13 protein-coding genes and 1 pseudogene are annotated in these 15472 nt (G+C 74.3%); 11 read left to right on the forward strand and 3 right to left on the reverse strand.

Annotation, left to right across the window (positions count from 1 at the left end; all coding sequences use genetic code 11):
• Positions 1 to 34: 34 nt before the first annotated feature.
• Positions 35 to 1699 carry a phospho-sugar mutase gene (locus tag IRY44_RS01205; RefSeq protein ID WP_194798626.1) on the forward strand — a complete coding sequence of 555 codons (1665 nt, stop codon included), beginning with the start codon at positions 35 to 37 and terminating at the stop codon, positions 1697 to 1699.
• A gap of 87 nt (positions 1700 to 1786) precedes the next feature.
• Here the strand turns inward: IRY44_RS01205 and IRY44_RS01210 are convergent, their stop codons facing one another.
• Positions 1787 to 2461 (reverse strand): GPP34 family phosphoprotein, encoded by a 675-nt coding sequence (locus tag IRY44_RS01210; RefSeq protein WP_194798627.1) that lies wholly within the window; start codon positions 2459 to 2461, stop codon positions 1787 to 1789.
• Positions 2462 to 2558: 97 nt separating this feature from the next.
• Positions 2559 to 3191, reverse strand: a complete 633-nt coding sequence (gene upp / locus IRY44_RS01215; protein ID WP_120571672.1) for a uracil phosphoribosyltransferase — start codon at positions 3189 to 3191, stop codon at positions 2559 to 2561.
• Between the two features lie 136 nt (positions 3192 to 3327).
• On the opposite strand from upp, the gene deoC reads away from it, so the two are divergent.
• The 10 genes and pseudogenes from deoC to IRY44_RS01265 all read left to right on the forward strand — a co-directional run bounded on the left by deoC (position 3328) and on the right by IRY44_RS01265 (position 15003).
• Positions 3328 to 4287, forward strand: a complete 960-nt coding sequence (gene deoC / locus IRY44_RS01220; RefSeq protein WP_194798628.1) for a deoxyribose-phosphate aldolase — start codon at positions 3328 to 3330, stop codon at positions 4285 to 4287.
• Positions 4288 to 4292: 5 nt separating this feature from the next.
• A complete protein-coding gene (locus IRY44_RS01225) occupies positions 4293 to 5723 on the forward strand; it encodes an aldehyde dehydrogenase family protein (protein ID WP_194798629.1) in 1431 nt (476 codons plus the stop codon).
• Complete coding sequence (locus IRY44_RS01230; RefSeq protein WP_194798630.1) at positions 5716 to 6540, forward strand: aldehyde dehydrogenase family protein; 825 nt, start codon at positions 5716 to 5718, stop codon at positions 6538 to 6540. Before IRY44_RS01225 ends, IRY44_RS01230 begins: the two co-directional genes overlap by 8 nt.
• Before the next feature lie 568 nt (positions 6541 to 7108).
• Positions 7109 to 7555 carry a BlaI/MecI/CopY family transcriptional regulator gene (locus IRY44_RS01235; protein WP_194798631.1) on the forward strand — a complete coding sequence of 149 codons (447 nt, stop codon included), beginning with the start codon at positions 7109 to 7111 and terminating at the stop codon, positions 7553 to 7555.
• Positions 7556 to 7565: 10 nt separating this feature from the next.
• Positions 7566 to 8471 (forward strand): M56 family metallopeptidase, encoded by a 906-nt coding sequence (locus tag IRY44_RS01240; RefSeq protein WP_194798632.1) that lies wholly within the window; start codon positions 7566 to 7568, stop codon positions 8469 to 8471.
• A gap of 107 nt (positions 8472 to 8578) precedes the next feature.
• Positions 8579 to 9826, forward strand: a complete 1248-nt coding sequence (locus tag IRY44_RS01245) for a cytochrome ubiquinol oxidase subunit I (RefSeq protein WP_194798633.1) — start codon at positions 8579 to 8581, stop codon at positions 9824 to 9826.
• Between the two features lie 11 nt (positions 9827 to 9837).
• Positions 9838 to 10845, forward strand: coding sequence for a cytochrome d ubiquinol oxidase subunit II (locus IRY44_RS01250; RefSeq protein ID WP_194798634.1), 1008 nt, complete (start codon positions 9838 to 9840; stop codon positions 10843 to 10845).
• Entirely contained in the window at positions 10842 to 12521 is a 1680-nt protein-coding gene (gene cydD, locus IRY44_RS01255) for a thiol reductant ABC exporter subunit CydD (RefSeq protein ID WP_194798635.1), read from the forward strand. Before IRY44_RS01250 ends, cydD begins: the two co-directional genes overlap by 4 nt.
• Positions 12443 to 14257, forward strand: a pseudogene (cydC, locus tag IRY44_RS01260) (thiol reductant ABC exporter subunit CydC); the annotation flags it as partial. The gene cydD and the pseudogene cydC, both read left to right, overlap by 79 nt.
• A 62-nt stretch (positions 14258 to 14319) precedes the next feature.
• Positions 14320 to 15003, forward strand: coding sequence for a permease prefix domain 1-containing protein (locus tag IRY44_RS01265; protein ID WP_194798636.1), 684 nt, complete (start codon positions 14320 to 14322; stop codon positions 15001 to 15003).
• Between the two features lie 21 nt (positions 15004 to 15024).
• On the opposite strand, the gene IRY44_RS01270 is transcribed toward IRY44_RS01265, so the two are convergent.
• A complete protein-coding gene (locus IRY44_RS01270) occupies positions 15025 to 15366 on the reverse strand; it encodes a PadR family transcriptional regulator (RefSeq protein ID WP_194798637.1) in 342 nt (113 codons plus the stop codon).
• Positions 15367 to 15472: the final 106 nt, after the last annotated feature.

A 15472-nucleotide genomic window follows, 5' to 3' on the forward strand; every position in this document is an offset into this window, starting at 1 on the left:
CGGTGGTGATCCGCCGCCGTGCTTTCATGAGGCAATGGCGGCGGAAACCACTGACCTTGACGACCTTCGCGTACGCGCCGAGCGCTGGCTCGACGACGACCCGGACCCGGCCGACCGCGACGAGCTGCGCGCGGTCCTCGACGGGCTGCCCGACACGGCGGCCGACCTGGCCGACCGGTTCGCCGGTCCGCTGACCTTCGGCACCGCCGGGCTGCGCGGCCCGCTGCGGGCCGGGCCCAACGGCATGAACCTCGCCGTGGTCACCCAGGCCGCCGCCGGGCTCGTCGGCTGGCTCGCCGCCCAGGGCGGCGAGGGCCCGCTGGTGATCGGGTACGACGCCCGGCGCGGCTCCCGTGCGTTCGCCGAGCGCACCGCGCAGGTCGCCACCGGTGCGGGCCGTCCGGCGCTGCTGCTGCCCCGGCCGCTGCCCACGCCCGTGCTGGCGTTCGCGGTCCGGCAGCTCGGCGCGGTCGCCGGCGTGATGGTCACCGCCAGCCACAACCCGCCGCAGGACAACGGCTACAAGGTCTACCTGGGCGCGCAGCTCGGCGGTGAGCTGGGCTCCGGCGCGCAGATCGTGCCGCCCGCCGACGCCGGGATCGAGGCGGCCATCCGCGCCGTCGGCCCGCTCGCGGCGGTGCCGCTCGGTCCGGCCGGTCAGGTACTCGGCGACGACCTGGTGGCCGCCTACGTGGAGCGGGCCGCCGCCGTGGTGGACCCGGCCGGACCGCGCGACCTGAAGGTGGCGTACACGCCGCTGCACGGGGTCGGCGGCGCGGTGCTGACCGCCGCGTTCGCACGCGCCGGATTCGGCGTGCCGGGCGTGGTGCCCGAGCAGGCCGAGCCGGACCCGGCGTTCCCGACCGTCAGCTTCCCCAACCCGGAGGAGCCGGGCGCGGTGGACCTTCTGGTCGCGCTCGCCGACCGCACCGGCGCGGACCTGGCCATCGCCAACGACCCGGACGCGGACCGCTGCGCGGTTGCCGTACGCGACGCCGGGTCCTGGCGGATGCTGCGCGGCGACGAGGTGGGCGCGCTGCTCGCCGACCACCTGATGCGGCGGGGCGTGACCGGCCTGTACGCCACCACGATCGTGTCGTCGGCGCTGCTGCGGGCCATGTCGGCGGCCCGGGGCCTGCCCTACGACGAAACGCTCACCGGGTTCAAGTGGATCGTCCGGGCCGGCGGCGGCCGGGAGCCGCTCGTGTACGGCTACGAGGAGGCGCTCGGCTACTGCGTCGCGCCGGAGCACGTCCGGGACAAGGACGGCATCACCGCCGCGCTGACTGTCGCCGAGCTGGCCGCCAATCTCAAGGCCGAGGGCCGCACGCTCCTCGACCGGCTGGACGAGCTCGCAGCCGAGTTCGGTGTGCACCACACCGAGCAGCTCTCGGTCCGGGTGGAGGACCTGCGGGTGATCGCGGACTCGATGGCCCGGATCCGGGCGGCCACCCCTACCGCGCTGCTCGGGCAGCCGGTGACCGAGGCGTCCGACCTGCTCCCGGACGCCGACGTGGTGATCCTGCGCACCGGCGCGGCCCGGGTGGTGATCCGGCCGTCCGGCACCGAGCCGAAGCTCAAGGCGTACCTGGAGGTGGTGGAGCCGGTGACCGGCGGTGACGTGCCCGCGGCCCGGCAGCGCGCGCGTGCCGCGGTGACCGAGCTGCGCAACGAGATCGCCGCCGCCCTGGGCCTCTGACCCCTGCTGCGAGGAAGGGCCCCTTGTTGACGCCAGGCGTCAACAAGGGGCCCTTCCTCTACCGGAGGCATTAAGAAGGGGCCTTCCTCACCGCTTGCCGAGGGCGGCGTCGACGGCCTGGCCCAGCGCGGCGATGACCAGGCTGATCGACGGGCGTACCACGCTGTCGTCCAGGCTCACCGTGCCGGAGAACCCGGCGCCGGCGGCGATCTCCTCCAGGCGCCGGCCGGCGTCCTCGGCGGCCGAGCCGGTCAGCCCGAGCGCGGGTTCCATCCGCAGCACGGCGACCAGCGTCGCGAGCGCGGCGGTCCGCTCGTCCGGGAGCTGCCCGCTGGTCAGCGCGTCGGCCAGCCGCTGCCGGATGTCCGCCTCGACCGAGGCGTCGGCCACCGGGTAGCGGTGCACGTGGATGAAGCCCAGCTCGGTCTCGTCGACGTCGCGGACCACGCCCCGGCCGCAGAGGTCGGAGAGGATCCGGTCGCGCAGCCCGTGCCGCAGTCGCTGCACCCACGACGACGGCGTGTGCGGGGTGTCCGCAGCGATCTTGGCGAGTACGGCGTCCGCGATCGGCTCGCCGGTGGGGGCCGGGTCGACCACCGCCAGGTTCCCGTCCGCGTACGCGACCCGTCCGGCCAGGGCCAGCTCGACCAGCACCGCGGCGGCCATGCCCAGGTCCAGGCTGATCCGCGGCATGGTGGCCTTGCCGGTTTCGTCGTCATACGCGAGGAGCAGCAACTCCTCGGCGAGCGCAACACCAGTCATGGCCCGGAACGCTAGCGCCTCCCCGCACCCCCGCGCGTCGACTCGCCGGGTAGGGCCGGACACGGTGCGGAGGGCGTCCCTCCGCACCGGACCGGTCTCAGAAGCGGGGCATGCCGCCGAACTGGCGGTCGCCGGCGTCACCCAGGCCGGGGACGATGAACTTCGAGTCGTTCAGGCCCTCGTCGATCGAGGCGGTGACCAGGCGCAGCGGCAGGCCGGAGCGCTCCAGCCGCTCGATGCCGACCGGCGCTGCGAGCACGCACAGCACGGTGATGTCGGTGCAGCCGCGGTCGGCGAGCAGCCGGCAGCAGTGCTCCAGCGAGCCGCCGGTGGCGAGCATCGGGTCGAGCACCAGCACCGGCAGGCCGGCGAGGTCGCGCGGCAGCGACTCCATGTACGCGCGGGGCTCGTACGTCTCCTCGTCGCGGGCCAGGCCGACGAAGCCCATCGACGACTCGGGCAGCAGGCCGAGCGCGGCGTCGGCCATGCCGAGACCGGCCCGCAGCACCGGCACCAGCAGCGGCGGGTTCGCCAGCCGGCTGCCCTCGGTGGCGGTGACCGGGGTCTGGATCGAGTACTTCTCGACCGGGAAGGAGCGCGCGGCCTCGTACACCAGCATGGTGGTGAGTTCGCGCAGCGCGGCCCGGAACGACGACGAGTCGGTCCGGGCGTCCCGCATGGCGGTCAGCCGCGTCTGGGCGAGCGGATGGTCAATGACGGTTACGTCCACGATCGCTCAACCTACCGTTTGCCGGCCGGGCGCCGGGCGGGTGCGGTACGACCAGCGACACCGCTCACGTATGACGCTCACTACCGGTCGTTCGTGAGCAAGATCACTCGACTCGCGGGTGCGTACTATTCGGGGCATGACGGCGACAACGACGTCGGCTCGGTCGGACCTCACCGAGCTGGGACGATCCGAGACCGCTCTGCGGACCTTCCTGCACGGCCTGCCCGGCGTGGACCAGGTCGGCGCGGAGCAGCGGGCGGCACAACTCGGCACCCGCTCCATCAAGACCACGGCGAAGGCCGAGGCGATCGACCTGGCGATCCGGATGGTCGACCTGACCACGCTGGAAGGGGCGGACACCCCGGGCAAGGTGCGGGCGCTGGCGGCCAAGGCGCTGCGCCCCGACCCGTCCGACCCGAGCTGCCCGCACGTCGGCGCCGTCTGCGTCTACCCGTCGATGGTCCCGTACGTGGCGGAGGTGCTGCGCGGCAGCGGCGTGCACCTGGCCAGCGTGGCGACCGCGTTCCCGTCCGGCCAGGCGCCGCTGCAGATCAAGCTCGCCGACGTGCGCGCGGCGGTCGAGGCGGGCGCGGACGAGATCGACATGGTGATCAACCGCGGCGCGTTCCTGGCCGGGCGGTACGCCGAGGTCTACGACGAGATCGTGGCCACCAAGGAAGCCTGCGGGGACGCGCACCTCAAGGTGATTCTGGAGACCGGCGAGCTGGCCACGTACGACAACGTGCGGCGGGCGTCCTGGCTCGCCATGCTCGCGGGCGGTGACTTCATCAAGACCTCCACCGGCAAGGTCCCGGTCGCTGCGACCCTGCCGGTGACGCTGGTGATGCTGGAGGCGGTCCGCGACTTCCGCGCCGCCACCGGGCGCCAGGTCGGCGTCAAGCCGGCCGGCGGCATCAAGACCACCAAGGACGCGATCAAGTACCTGGTCATGGTCAACGAGACGGTCGGCGCGGACTGGCTGAGCCCGGACTGGTTCCGGTTCGGCGCGTCGAGCCTGCTCAACGACCTGCTCATGCAGCGCACCAAGCTGACGACCGGCGTCTACGCCGGCCCCGACTACTTCACCCTGGACTGAACGCGATGTTCGAATACGCACCCGCCCCCGAGTCCCGCTCGGTGGTGGACATCAAGCCCTCGTACGGGCTCTTCGTCGACGGCGCGTTCGTCGACCCGGCCTCCGGCGGCAGCTTCAAGTCGGTGAACCCGGCCTCCGAGGAGGTGCTGGCCGAGATCGCCGAGGCGGGCACCGACGACGTGGACCGCGCGGTCCGCGCCGCCCGGAGCGCGTACGAGAAGGTCTGGGGTCCGATGCCGGGCCGGGACCGGGCCAAGTACCTGTTCCGGATCGCCCGGATCATCCAGGAGCGCTCGCGTGAGCTGGCGGTGCTGGAGTCGCTGGACAACGGCAAGCCGATCAAGGAGTCCCGCGACGTCGACCTGCCGCTGGTCGCCGCGCACTTCTTCTACTACGCGGGCTGGGCGGACAAGCTCCCTCACGCGGGCTTCGGCCCCGACCCGAAGCCGCTCGGCGTGGCCGCGCAGGTCATCCCGTGGAACTTCCCGCTACTCATGCTGGCGTGGAAGATCGCCCCGGCGCTGGCCGCCGGCAACACGGTGGTGCTCAAGCCGGCCGAGACCACCCCGCTGACCGCGCTGCTGTTCGCCGAGATCTGCCAGCAGGCCGATCTGCCGGCCGGCGTGGTGAACATCGTCACCGGCGCCGGCGACACCGGCCGGGCGCTGGTCGAGCACCCGGGCGTGGACAAGGTGGCGTTCACCGGCTCCACCGAGGTCGGCCGCGCCATCGCCCGCTCGGTGGCGGGCACCCGCAAGAAGCTGACGCTGGAACTGGGCGGCAAGGCCGCGAACATCGTCTTCGACGACGCACCGATCGACCAGGCCGTCGAGGGCATCGTCAACGGCATCTTCTTCAACCAGGGGCACGTCTGCTGCGCCGGTTCCCGGCTGCTGGTCCAGGAGTCGGTCGCCGACCGGGTGCTGGAGTCGCTCAAGCGCCGGATGGCCCAGCTCCGGGTCGGTGACCCGCTGGACAAGAACACCGACATCGGCGCGATCAACTCGGCCGCGCAGCTCGCCCGGATCCGGGAGCTGTCCGACGCCGGGGCCGCCGAGGGCGCGGAGCGCTGGTCGCCGCCGTGCGAGCTGCCCGAGCGCGGCTTCTGGTTCGCGCCGACCATCTTCACCGGCGTCACCCAGGCGCACCGGATCGCCCGCGAGGAGATCTTCGGCCCGGTGCTGTCCGTGCTGACGTTCCGCACCCCGGCGGAGGCCGTCGAGAAGGCCAACAACACACCGTACGGGCTGTCGGCCGGGATCTGGACCGACAAGGGTTCCCGGATCCTGTGGCTGGCCGACCGGCTGCGCGCGGGCGTGGTGTGGGCCAACACGTTCAACAAGTTCGACCCGACGTCGCCGTTCGGCGGCTACAAGGAGTCGGGCTACGGTCGCGAGGGCGGCCGGCACGGGCTGGAGGGGTACCTCAATGTCTGAGCGGGTCGCGGTACGCAAGACGTACAAGCTCTTCATCGGCGGGAAGTTCCCGCGCAGCGAGTCGGGACGGTCGTATCTCGTGCAATCCGCGAACGTGTCTCTTGCCTCCCGGAAGGACGCGCGGGACGCCGTCGTGGCCGCCCGCGCCGCGGTGAAGGGCTGGGCCGGGGCGACCGCGTACAACAGGGGCCAGATCCTCTACCGGGTCGCCGAGATGCTGGAGGGCCGGCGCGAGCAGTTCGTCGCCCTGGGCGTCCCGGCCGACGAGGTGGACGCGGCGATCGACCGCTGGGTCTGGTACGCCGGGTGGTCCGACAAGCTGTCCCAGGTGTACGGCGGGGCGAACCCGGTGGCCGGCCCGTACTTCAACCTGTCCGCGCCGGAGCCCACCGGCGTGGTGGCGGTGGTCGCCCCCGAGGAACCCGCGCTGCTCGGCCTGGTGAGCGTGATCGCCCCGGCGATCGTCACCGGCAACACGGTCGTGGTGGCCGCTTCCCCGGCGGCGCCGCTGGCCGCGGTGACGCTGGCCGAGGTGCTCGCCACCTCCGACCTGCCCGGCGGAGTGGTCAACATCCTCACCGGCCGGCTGACCGAGACCGTGCCGACGCTCGCCGCGCACATGGACGTCAACGCGATCGACCTGACCGGCGTCGCCGACGCCGACCTGGCGGCCGACCTGGAGATCAAGGCCGCGGAGAACCTCAAGCGGGTGCTCCGGCCGGCCCCGGCCGACCGCGACTGGTACGCCGACCCCGGCATCACCCGGATGACCACGCTGCTGGAGACCAAGACGGTCTGGCACCCGAAGGGCGTCTGACCGACGCAGCCCGGTCCGGCCCGAAGTGGCGGCACACCCCCAGCCGGGTTGCCGCCACTTCCCGTTCCCGCGCTTCCCGCGACTGTTGTCGACTGCACCCGCGCCGGGCAAGATCGACACCACTTCCCCGAGGTGGCCACATCCAACCGACACCGGACAGCACCACTCTTCCCCGAACCGGCACCAACCCCGCCCTCCCCCATGCACCAAGGTCAACACCAGCACGGCGAAGTGGGCCGATCAACCCGCCCCGAATGCCACCACCTCCCCGAACTGGCATGGATCTTGCCGGGGCGCGCGCACGAGGCCAGCACGATCAACACCACATCCCCGAAGTGGATGCATCGAGCGACCCGGGACAACACCACTTCCCCGAGGTGGATTGGATCTTGGCGGGGCGGCCCGAGGACCGCGTGATCGACACCAGCACGGCGAGGTGGCTGCATCGAGCCGCCTCGGACCGCACCACCTCCCCGAGCTGGTGTTGATCTTCGGGAGGGAGGGACGGCGAACGGAACCGGGGACCGGGGCGGCGGAGGGGATCTACTACCGGGGGTAGGATTGACGGGTGACTCGGCTGGGGGACCTTGAGCGTGCGGTGATGGACGTGCTGTGGGACGCGGCGCCCGCCTCGTCGGGCGGGGTGACCGTACGCGAGGTCGCCGACGCCCTGGACGGCCGGGAACTCGCCTACACCACAGTGATGACAGTGCTCGACCGGCTCGCCGGCAAGGGCATGGTGCAGCGTGAGCGGGAGGGCCGCGCGTGGCGCTACCGTCCGGCCGCCACCCGTGAGGCGCACATCGCCCAGCTCATGCTCGAAGCCCTCGACCTCGGCGGCAGCCGGGACGCCGCACTCGTACGCTTCGCCCGCTCGGTGACCGGCACGGAGGCGGACGTGCTCCGCGCCGCGCTCGGCGCCGAGGCCGGGGCGACTGTCGAGGACGGACCGGCCGGCCGGGTCGAGAACCCCCGGTCCGGCCGGCCGGCGCTCGACGAGGCGACGGACCGGTAGGGCGGCTGCCGTGGCGTACGCCCTGCACTTCGCCGCGATCATCCTGGCCTGCTGGCTGACCGCGCAGGTCCTCGCCGCCGCGCGCTGGACCTGGCGGGCGCCTCGCGTGGCGATCCTCTGCTGGCAGGCGGTCGGGCTGGCGCTCGGCCTGTCCGCCATGGGGCTGCCGATGGCGCTGGGGCTCGACGCGTACGACCGGGCGACCGGCTACGCGCTGCTGGCCCTGGCCGACGACCTGGCCCACGGCACACTGCCGGCCGGTGTGGGTGCGGTGCACCTCAGCCTGGTCGGCGTCGGTCTCGGCATCGGCGCGGTGCTGCTCACCACGACGGTACGCAGCCTGCACGGCGCGGTCCGCGCCCAGCGCCGGCACCGGGAGCTGCTGCACCTGGTGGCCCGGCGTGACCCGACGGTGCCCGGCGCGCTGGTGCTCGACCACCCGAGCGCGGCGGCGTACTGCCTGCCCGGGGTGCGTCCCCGGGTGGTGGTGAGCGCGGGCACGCTCGACCTGCTCGACCCGGCCGAGCTGGCGGCGGTGCTCACCCACGAGCGCGCGCACGCCCAGGAGCGGCACGACCTGGTGCTGCTGCCGTTCACCGCGCTGTGCCGGGCACTGCCCTGGTTCCAATGGGTGCGGGACGCGCACGCGCGGGTGGCGCTGCTGGTCGAGATGCGCGCCGACGACAAGGCCCGGGAGCTGCACGCGGACGCACCGCTGGCCGGTGCGCTGCGCCGGTTCGCCGCCGCCGAGCACCGGGTCCAGCCGGCCGGCACGCTCGGACTCGGCGACCGCGACCTCGACGTACGCGTGCAGCGGCTGCTCGTCGCGGACCGCCCGCCGCGGGTGCTCGGCGCGATGGCGCTGGCTGTCGCCGGCACGCTCGTCTCCCTGCCGTTCGCCCTGTTCCTGAGCTGACGTCGCCCCCTACGGGACTTCTCCGGGTTCGCGCGCACCTATAGGTAGCGAGGCTACGTGTAGGTTGGCTACGACAAGAGAGCCAACCCATGCATGGGAGGACGACAGTGGACCCGCTGCTCCTCGCCCGCCTCCAGTTCGCCACCACCACGTCGATCCACTTCCTGTTCGTGGCGGTCACGCTCGGCCTGGTCACGCTGCTGGTCGGGTTGCAGACGGCCGGCTACCTGACCGGCAAGCCGGTGTACGAGCGACTGACCCGGTTCTGGGGCCAGCTCTACGTGATCAATTACGTGCTCGGCATCGCCACCGGCATCGTGATGGAGTTCCAGTTCGGGTTGAACTGGAGCGGGCTGTCGCGCTACGTCGGGAACGTGTTCGGCGCGCCGCTGGCCATCGAGACGCTGGTGGCGTTCTTCCTGGAGTCCACGTTCCTCGGCATGTGGATCTTCGGATGGCACCGGCTGCGGCGCGGCGTGCACCTGGCGCTGCTCTGGGGCGTGGCGATCACCGCGTACGCCTCGGCCTTCTGGATCATGGTGGCGAACGCCTGGCTGCAGAACCCGGTCGGGTACGAGGTCCGCGACGGCGTCGCCCACCTCACCGACTTCGGCGCGCTGCTCAGCAACCCGACGTTCGGCATGGCGTTCGGCCACGTGATCTCGGCGAGCCTGGTCACCGGCGGCCTGCTGATGGCCGCGGTGAGCGCCTGGCACCTGCTGCGGCGTACCCCCGACTACGCGCTGTTCCGCACCTCGCTGCGGCTCGGCCTGGTCACCGCGGCCCTAGCGGTCAGCATGCTCCAGGGTTTCGGCTTCGCCCAGTTCGGGCCGGTCGGGCAGCTCCAGCCGACCAAGTTCGGCGGCGGCCCCGACCGGGACGCACTCGTCGCCGACTGGACCGCCCGCTTCGGCCCGGGCGACTGGGCACCGCCGGTGCTCTCCGACGTCGCCCTCGGCTTCATGATCCTGATCGGCTTCACGCTCGGCGCCCTCTGGCTGCTGCTGCCGCTGCTCTGGCGGGACTGGATCATCAGGTTGAAGGCGCCGCTCTGGCTGATCCTGCTCGGCCTGCCGCTGCCCTTCGTGGCGATGCTGCTCGGCTGGATCGCCCGCGAGGTCGGCCGCCAGCCCTGGGCGGCGTACGGGCTGCTGCCCACCGCGCAGGCCGTCTCGCCGGTCTCACCGGGGCTGATGCTCACCTCGCTGATCGGGTTCAGTCTGCTTCTCGGCGCGCTCGCGGTGACCAACTGGACGCTGATGGCCCGGCACGCGGCCCGTGGCGCGCAGGACCCCGCGCTCGGCCGCCCGCCCGCGCCCGACAGCGACGCCCACCACCAGCCCGTGTTCGTCTGAGGGAGCCCGCCGTGGAACTCGCCTGGTACGCCCTGCTCGGCCTCTTCTTCGCCACCTACCTGGTGCTCGGCGGCTACGACTACGGCGTCGGCCTGCTGCTGGCCCGGCGCGGCCCGGCACCGGGCAGCCGGGCCACGCTCACCGCGCTCGGGCCGTTCTTCCTCGGCAACGAGGTCTGGCTGGTGGCAGCCGTCGGCATCCTGTTCGGCGCGTTCCCCCGGCTGGAGGGCGAGCTGCTCTCCGGCTTCTACCCGGCGGTGCTCGCCGCGCTGGCCGGTGTGGTGCTGGTGACCGCCGGGGTGCAGTTGCGCAGCCGCCCGGCCTCCGCCGCCGCCCGCGCCCGCTGGGACCGGGTGGTGGTGGTCGGCTGCGTGCTGGCCGCGCTGGGCTGGGGCGCGGTGCTCGCCGGGCTGCTCCAGGGCGTGCCGCTGAGCGCCGACGGCCACGTGGTCGGTGTCGGTCACCTCGCCACCCCGTTCGTCGCCGCCGCCGGGCTGGCGCTGCTCGCGCTGGTGGCGGTGCACGGTGCGACGTTCCTCACGCTCCGGCTGCCCGCCGCCGAGGCCCCGGCCCTCGCCCGGCTGGCGAGCGGCCTGGTGCCCGCCGCACTGGTCGCGGTCGGCGCGGCCACCGTCCTGGGCGTGCTCTCCGATCGGGTACGCGCCGCGGTGGCGCGCCCGGCTGTGGCCGTACTCCTGCCGTTGGCGCTCGTGGCGGCGCTGCTGGCGGCCCGCGCGGCGCTGCGGCGGGGCTGGGCCCTGGCGGCCTTCGCCGCGACCGCGACCGCGCTGGCGCTGCCCGCGCCGCTGATCGGGGCCGCGCTCTGGCCCCGGATCCTGGTCTCCGCAGGCGACCCGGCGGCGTCGCTGACGGTGGCCGAGGCGGCCGCCAGCCACCCGACGCTGGCGCTGTTGGGATGGCTCGCGCTACCGCTCCTGCCGGCCCTACTAGGCTTTCAGGCGATGTGCTGGTGGGTGTTCCGGGGACGGATCGACGGCAGGGCACCGGTGTACTGGTGAACCGCCGCCCGTTCGACCCGCGTCTGCTGCGTCGGGTCCCCGCGGCCCGGCGCGACCTCGCCGTGCTCGCGGTGCTGGGCGGGCTCACCGCGCTGCTGGTGATCGCTCAGGCCACCGCGCTGGCGACGCTGCTGGCGACGGCGTTCGACGGGCGGCTGCACCGGCCGGCGCTGGCCGGTCTCGTGGCCGCTGTGGCCGGGCGGGCGCTGGTGAGCTGGGCGCAGGGCACAGTCGCGGCGCGGGCCGCCGCCACGGTGAAGGCGGCGCTGCGCGCCGACCTGCTCGGCGCGGTCGGCCGGCACGGCCCGACCTGGGTCGCCGGGCAGCGGGCCGGGCAGCTCGCCACGCTGGCCGGGCGTGGCCTGGACGCGCTGGACCCGTACTTCACCGGCTACCTGCCGCAGCTCGTGCTGAGCGTCACGGTGCCGGTGGCCGTGCTGGCCCGGATCGTGTTCGCCGACTGGAGCTCGGCGCTGATCATCGCGCTCACCATCCCGCTCATCCCGATCTTCGGCGCGCTGCTCGGCTGGCAGGCGCAGGCCGCCACCGAACGGCAGTGGCGCCGGCTGTCGCTGCTCGGCGGGCACTTCCTCGACATGGTCGCCGGGCTGCCCACGCTGCGCGCGTTCGGCCGGTCCAAGGGGCAGGTCGACGTGGTACGCCGGATGGCCGACGGCCACCGCCAGGCCACCATGAAGACGCTGCGGATCGCGTTCCTGTCCGCGCTGGTGCTGGAACTGGTCGCCACGCTCTCCGTCGCGCTGGTCGCGGTGCCGGTCGGCATCCGGCTGCTCGGCGGCGGCCTCACGCTCTCCACCGCGCTGCTGGTGCTGCTGCTCACCCCGGAGGCGTACCTGCCGCTGCGCGCCGCGGGCAGCCGGTTCCACGCCAGCATGGAAGGACTCACCGCGCTGGACGAGGCGCTCACGCTCTCCGCCGCCGACGCGCCCGCCACCGCCGAGCCACGCCGTCCGGCGCCGCGCGGCTCGGGCGAGATCCGCTTCGAGGGCGTCACAGTCGCGTACGACCGGACCACGGCGCTGCGCGACGTCACGCTGACCATCCGGCCCGGCGACCGGGTGGCGATCATCGGACCCAGCGGCGCGGGCAAGAGCACGCTGCTCAACCTGCTGCTCGGCTTCGTCGCACCGACCTCCGGCCGGGTCACCGTCGACGGGGTGGACCTAGCCGGCGTCGACCTCGACGACTGGCGGCGCGAGCTGGCCTGGGTGCCGCAGCGGGCGCACCTGTTCGCCGGATCGCTGGCCGACAACATCCGCCTCGGCGCACCGGACACCTCCGATGCCACGCTCGCCGCGGCGGTCACCGGCGCCGCGCTGGACGAGGTGGTGGACGCCCTGCCCGACGGGCTGGACACCCGCCTGGGCGAGCGCGGTCACGGCCTGTCCAGCGGTCAGCGGCAGCGTGTCGCGCTGGCTCGCGCGTTCCTCCGGGACGCGCCGATCGTGCTGCTCGACGAACCGACCGCGCGGCTGGACAGCGCCAGCGAGGCGGTCGTGCTGGACGCGACCCGGCGGCTGGTCGCCGGGCGTACCGCGCTGCTCGTCGCGCACCGGCCCGCGCTGCTCGCCGACGCCGACCGGATCCTGCGGGTCGAGGACGGCCGGGTCACCGAACTGCACCCGACCGCCACCGGCCCGGCGGTGCCCCGATGATCCCCGGCGGGGAACGGGCGGTGCTGCGACTGGCCCGGCCCTACCTGAGCCGGCTGCTCGGCGCCGGGCTGCTCGCCGCCGTGACCGAGTTCGCCGGCCTGGCGCTGATGGCCACCGCCACCTGGCTGCTGATGAGCGCCGCCGGCCGACCGCCGCTGGACCGGCTGACGGTGGCCATCGTCGCGGTCCGGGCACTGGCGGTCAGCCGGGGCGTGTTCCGGTACACCGAACGGCTCGCCGGGCACGACGCCGTCCTTCGCATGATCACCGACGTGCGGGCCCGCGTCTTCGCCACGCTCGCCGCCCGGCGCGAGACCGGCCGCCGTACCGGGGACGCGCTGAGCCGCCTGGTCTCGGACGTGGAGGCGGCCCAGGACCTGCTGCTGCGCGTCCTCGTGCCCGGCGCGGCGGCGGCACTGGTCAGCGTGCTCGCGGTCGGCGTCGCCGCGCTGATCTCACCACCGGCCGCCGGGGTGCTCGCGCTCGGACTGCTGGTGGCGGGAGTGGCGCTGCCCGCGCTCGCCACCCGGATCACCCGCCGCGCCGCCGACGAGGTGGCCCCGCTGCGGGGCGCGCTCGCCGTGGACGCGGTCGACCTCACCCACGGCGCCGCCGACCTGGCCGCGTTCGGGGCCACCGGCGCCGCGCTCGCCGCCGCCGACGAGCGGGCCGGACGACTGGCCCTGCTGGAACGCCGGCTCGCAGCGGCCGGCTTCGCGGTGGACGCGCTCGGCGTCCTCGTCGGCGGCCTCACCGCCGCCGCCGTGGTGGTCGTGGCGCTGCGCGCCGAGGTCGGCGGCGTGCTGGTCGGCGTCCTCGCGGTCGGCTCGCTCGCCGCCGTGGAGGTGGCGCTCGCGCTCGTCGCGGCGGCCCGCCAGCGCACCCAGCTGCGGGCCGGGCTGGCCCGGGTCGCCGACCTGCTCACCGAGCCCGGCCCGGCGACGCCACCGGACGCGCCGGAGCCCACCGTCGACGGCCACGGCGTGCGGTTCGCCGACGTGACGGTCCGCTACCGGGCCGGCGCCGCCCCCGCCCTGGCCGGGTTCGACCTCGACCTGCCGGCCGGCCGCCGGGTGGCGGTGGTCGGGCCGAGCGGCGCCGGCAAGAGCACGCTCGCCGCGGTGCTCACCGGCGCGGTACGCCCCGACACCGGCCGTGTCACCGCCGGCGGCGTGCCGGTGTCCGAGATCCCGGCCGAACATCTGCCCCGGGTGGTCGGCGGCCTGCTCGCCGAGGCGTACGTCTTCCACGCCACGGTCCGGGAGAACCTGCTCCTCGGCCGCCCGGACGCCACCGAGGCGGACCTGGTCGCCGCGACCCGGGCGGCCGGCCTGCTCGACTGGGTACGCGAACAACCCGACGGCTGGGACACGGTGGTCGGCGAGCAGGGCGGGCAGCTCTCCGGCGGGCAACGGCAGCGGCTCGCGCTGGCCCGGGCGCTGCTGGCCGCCCCGCCGGTGCTGGTGCTCGACGAGCCGACCGAGGGGCTCGACCCGGCGGCCGCCGACGCGGTGCTGGACTCCACGCTCGCCGCGACCCCGGCCGGGCACTCGGTGCTGCTGATCAGCCACCGGCTCAGCGGCCTCGCCGGGTTCGACGAGATCGTGGTGCTCGAAGGCGGCCGGATCGTGCAGCGCGGCCGGCACGACGAGCTGGTGGCACGCCCCGGCTGGTACCGGGAGCAGTGGCTGCGCCAGGAGGCGGCCGAACGCGGCTACCTGGCGATCACGCCCTGACGCCCGGCCGATCGGGGTTTTCCCTGACGCGGGTTGCCGCCCGCCGGTGGCAGGCTTACCCCATGCGGGTGCATGAGGAGGCAGTGGTCGACCAGCGGCTGCACGAGTTGTCCACGCGGTTGCACGGGCCGAACCGGCTCAAGACCGACCTGCTGACCGAGGCGCGGCACGCGCTGGAGGACGCCGTCGAGGCGTACCGGGAAGGGGGCCTGCCGCGCGCGGAGGCGCAGCGGCGGGCGGTCGCCGAGTTCGGCAGCGACGCCCAGCTCGTGCCGGGTTTCCAGGCCGAGCTGGCCGTCGGCGCGCTGCGCGGGCTGGCGCTGCGCACGCTCGTGGTGGCGGTGGTGCTCATCGCCGCCGGTGACCTGACCTGGCAGGGGTCGAGCTGGAGCGACGGTCCGCCGCCGCCGCAGAGCTACCTGCTGCTCTCCGCCGCGCTGAACGGCATCTGGGGCGTGGTCGCCGCGCTGGCGCTCGCCGGGCTGCTGGTCGGTCCGCTGGTCGCCCGGTGGGGTTCACCGCGGCTCGTCCGCCCGGCGCGACTGATCGGTTTCGGTCTGACCGGCAGCCTGCTGCTCGGCGCGGTCGCCGGCGGCGCGCTGTTCGGCTGGTCGATCGGGCTGTGGGACGCCGCGCTCACCTGGCCACCCCTGGTCATCGGGATGGTGGTGGTCTCGGCGGCCTGGTTCGCGCTGGCCCGGGCGGCCCGATGCTGGGTGCTCGCCGATCGCCGGTCGGCCGGCTGAGCGGCTGCCGACGCGCCCCCGTCAGGCCGGTGCGGTGGGCGGCTCGTCCGCGCCGAGGAACCGCCCGACGGTGGCGCTGAACTCGTGCCACCCGGCCCGCTCCCCGGCGAGCGCGCGACCGCCCGCCTCGGTCAGCTCGTACGTACGGCGCTCCCGGCCGTTGACGGTGCTCCACGTGCTCGCCACCAGCCCGGCCCGCTCCAGCCGGCGCAGCGCCGGATAGATGGTGCCGGTGGGCAGATCCAGCGTGCCGCCGCTGCGGGCCCGCAACGCCTCGATGATCGCGTAGCCGTGCAGCGCGCCCCGTTCCAGCACGGCGAGCAGGAGCGCGTCCAGGTGTCCGTGCAGCGCCTGCGCCTTCATGTGTAGCAACGCTACTTGTCGTGCCGCCGCGACGCCAAGGGGTGCGACTCCCGGTCGGAACCGTCGCCCACTAGGGTATGTGCGCAGAGTCACTCGGCGGCGCGAC

This window comes from Micromonospora sp. ANENR4, from assembly GCF_015354395.1.
GTDB classification, from domain to species: domain Bacteria; phylum Actinomycetota; class Actinomycetes; order Mycobacteriales; family Micromonosporaceae; genus Micromonospora; species Micromonospora aurantiaca.

Excerpts from the sequence above, each read along its gene's own strand:
- IRY44_RS01210 (WP_194798627.1), bottom strand. The coding sequence starts at position 2,461 with ATGACTGGTGTTGCGCTCGCCGAGGAGTTGCTGCTCCTCGCGTATGAC.
- IRY44_RS01230 (WP_194798630.1), top strand. The coding sequence starts at position 5,716 with ATGTCTGAGCGGGTCGCGGTACGCAAGACGTACAAGCTCTTCATCGGC.
- deoC (WP_194798628.1), top strand. The coding sequence starts at position 3,328 with ATGACGGCGACAACGACGTCGGCTCGGTCGGACCTCACCGAGCTGGGA.
- IRY44_RS01205 (WP_194798626.1), top strand. The coding sequence starts at position 35 with ATGGCGGCGGAAACCACTGACCTTGACGACCTTCGCGTACGCGCCGAG.
- IRY44_RS01265 (WP_194798636.1), top strand. The coding sequence starts at position 14,320 with ATGCGGGTGCATGAGGAGGCAGTGGTCGACCAGCGGCTGCACGAGTTG.
- IRY44_RS01270 (WP_194798637.1), bottom strand. The coding sequence starts at position 15,366 with ATGAAGGCGCAGGCGCTGCACGGACACCTGGACGCGCTCCTGCTCGCC.
- IRY44_RS01225 (WP_194798629.1), top strand. The coding sequence starts at position 4,293 with ATGTTCGAATACGCACCCGCCCCCGAGTCCCGCTCGGTGGTGGACATC.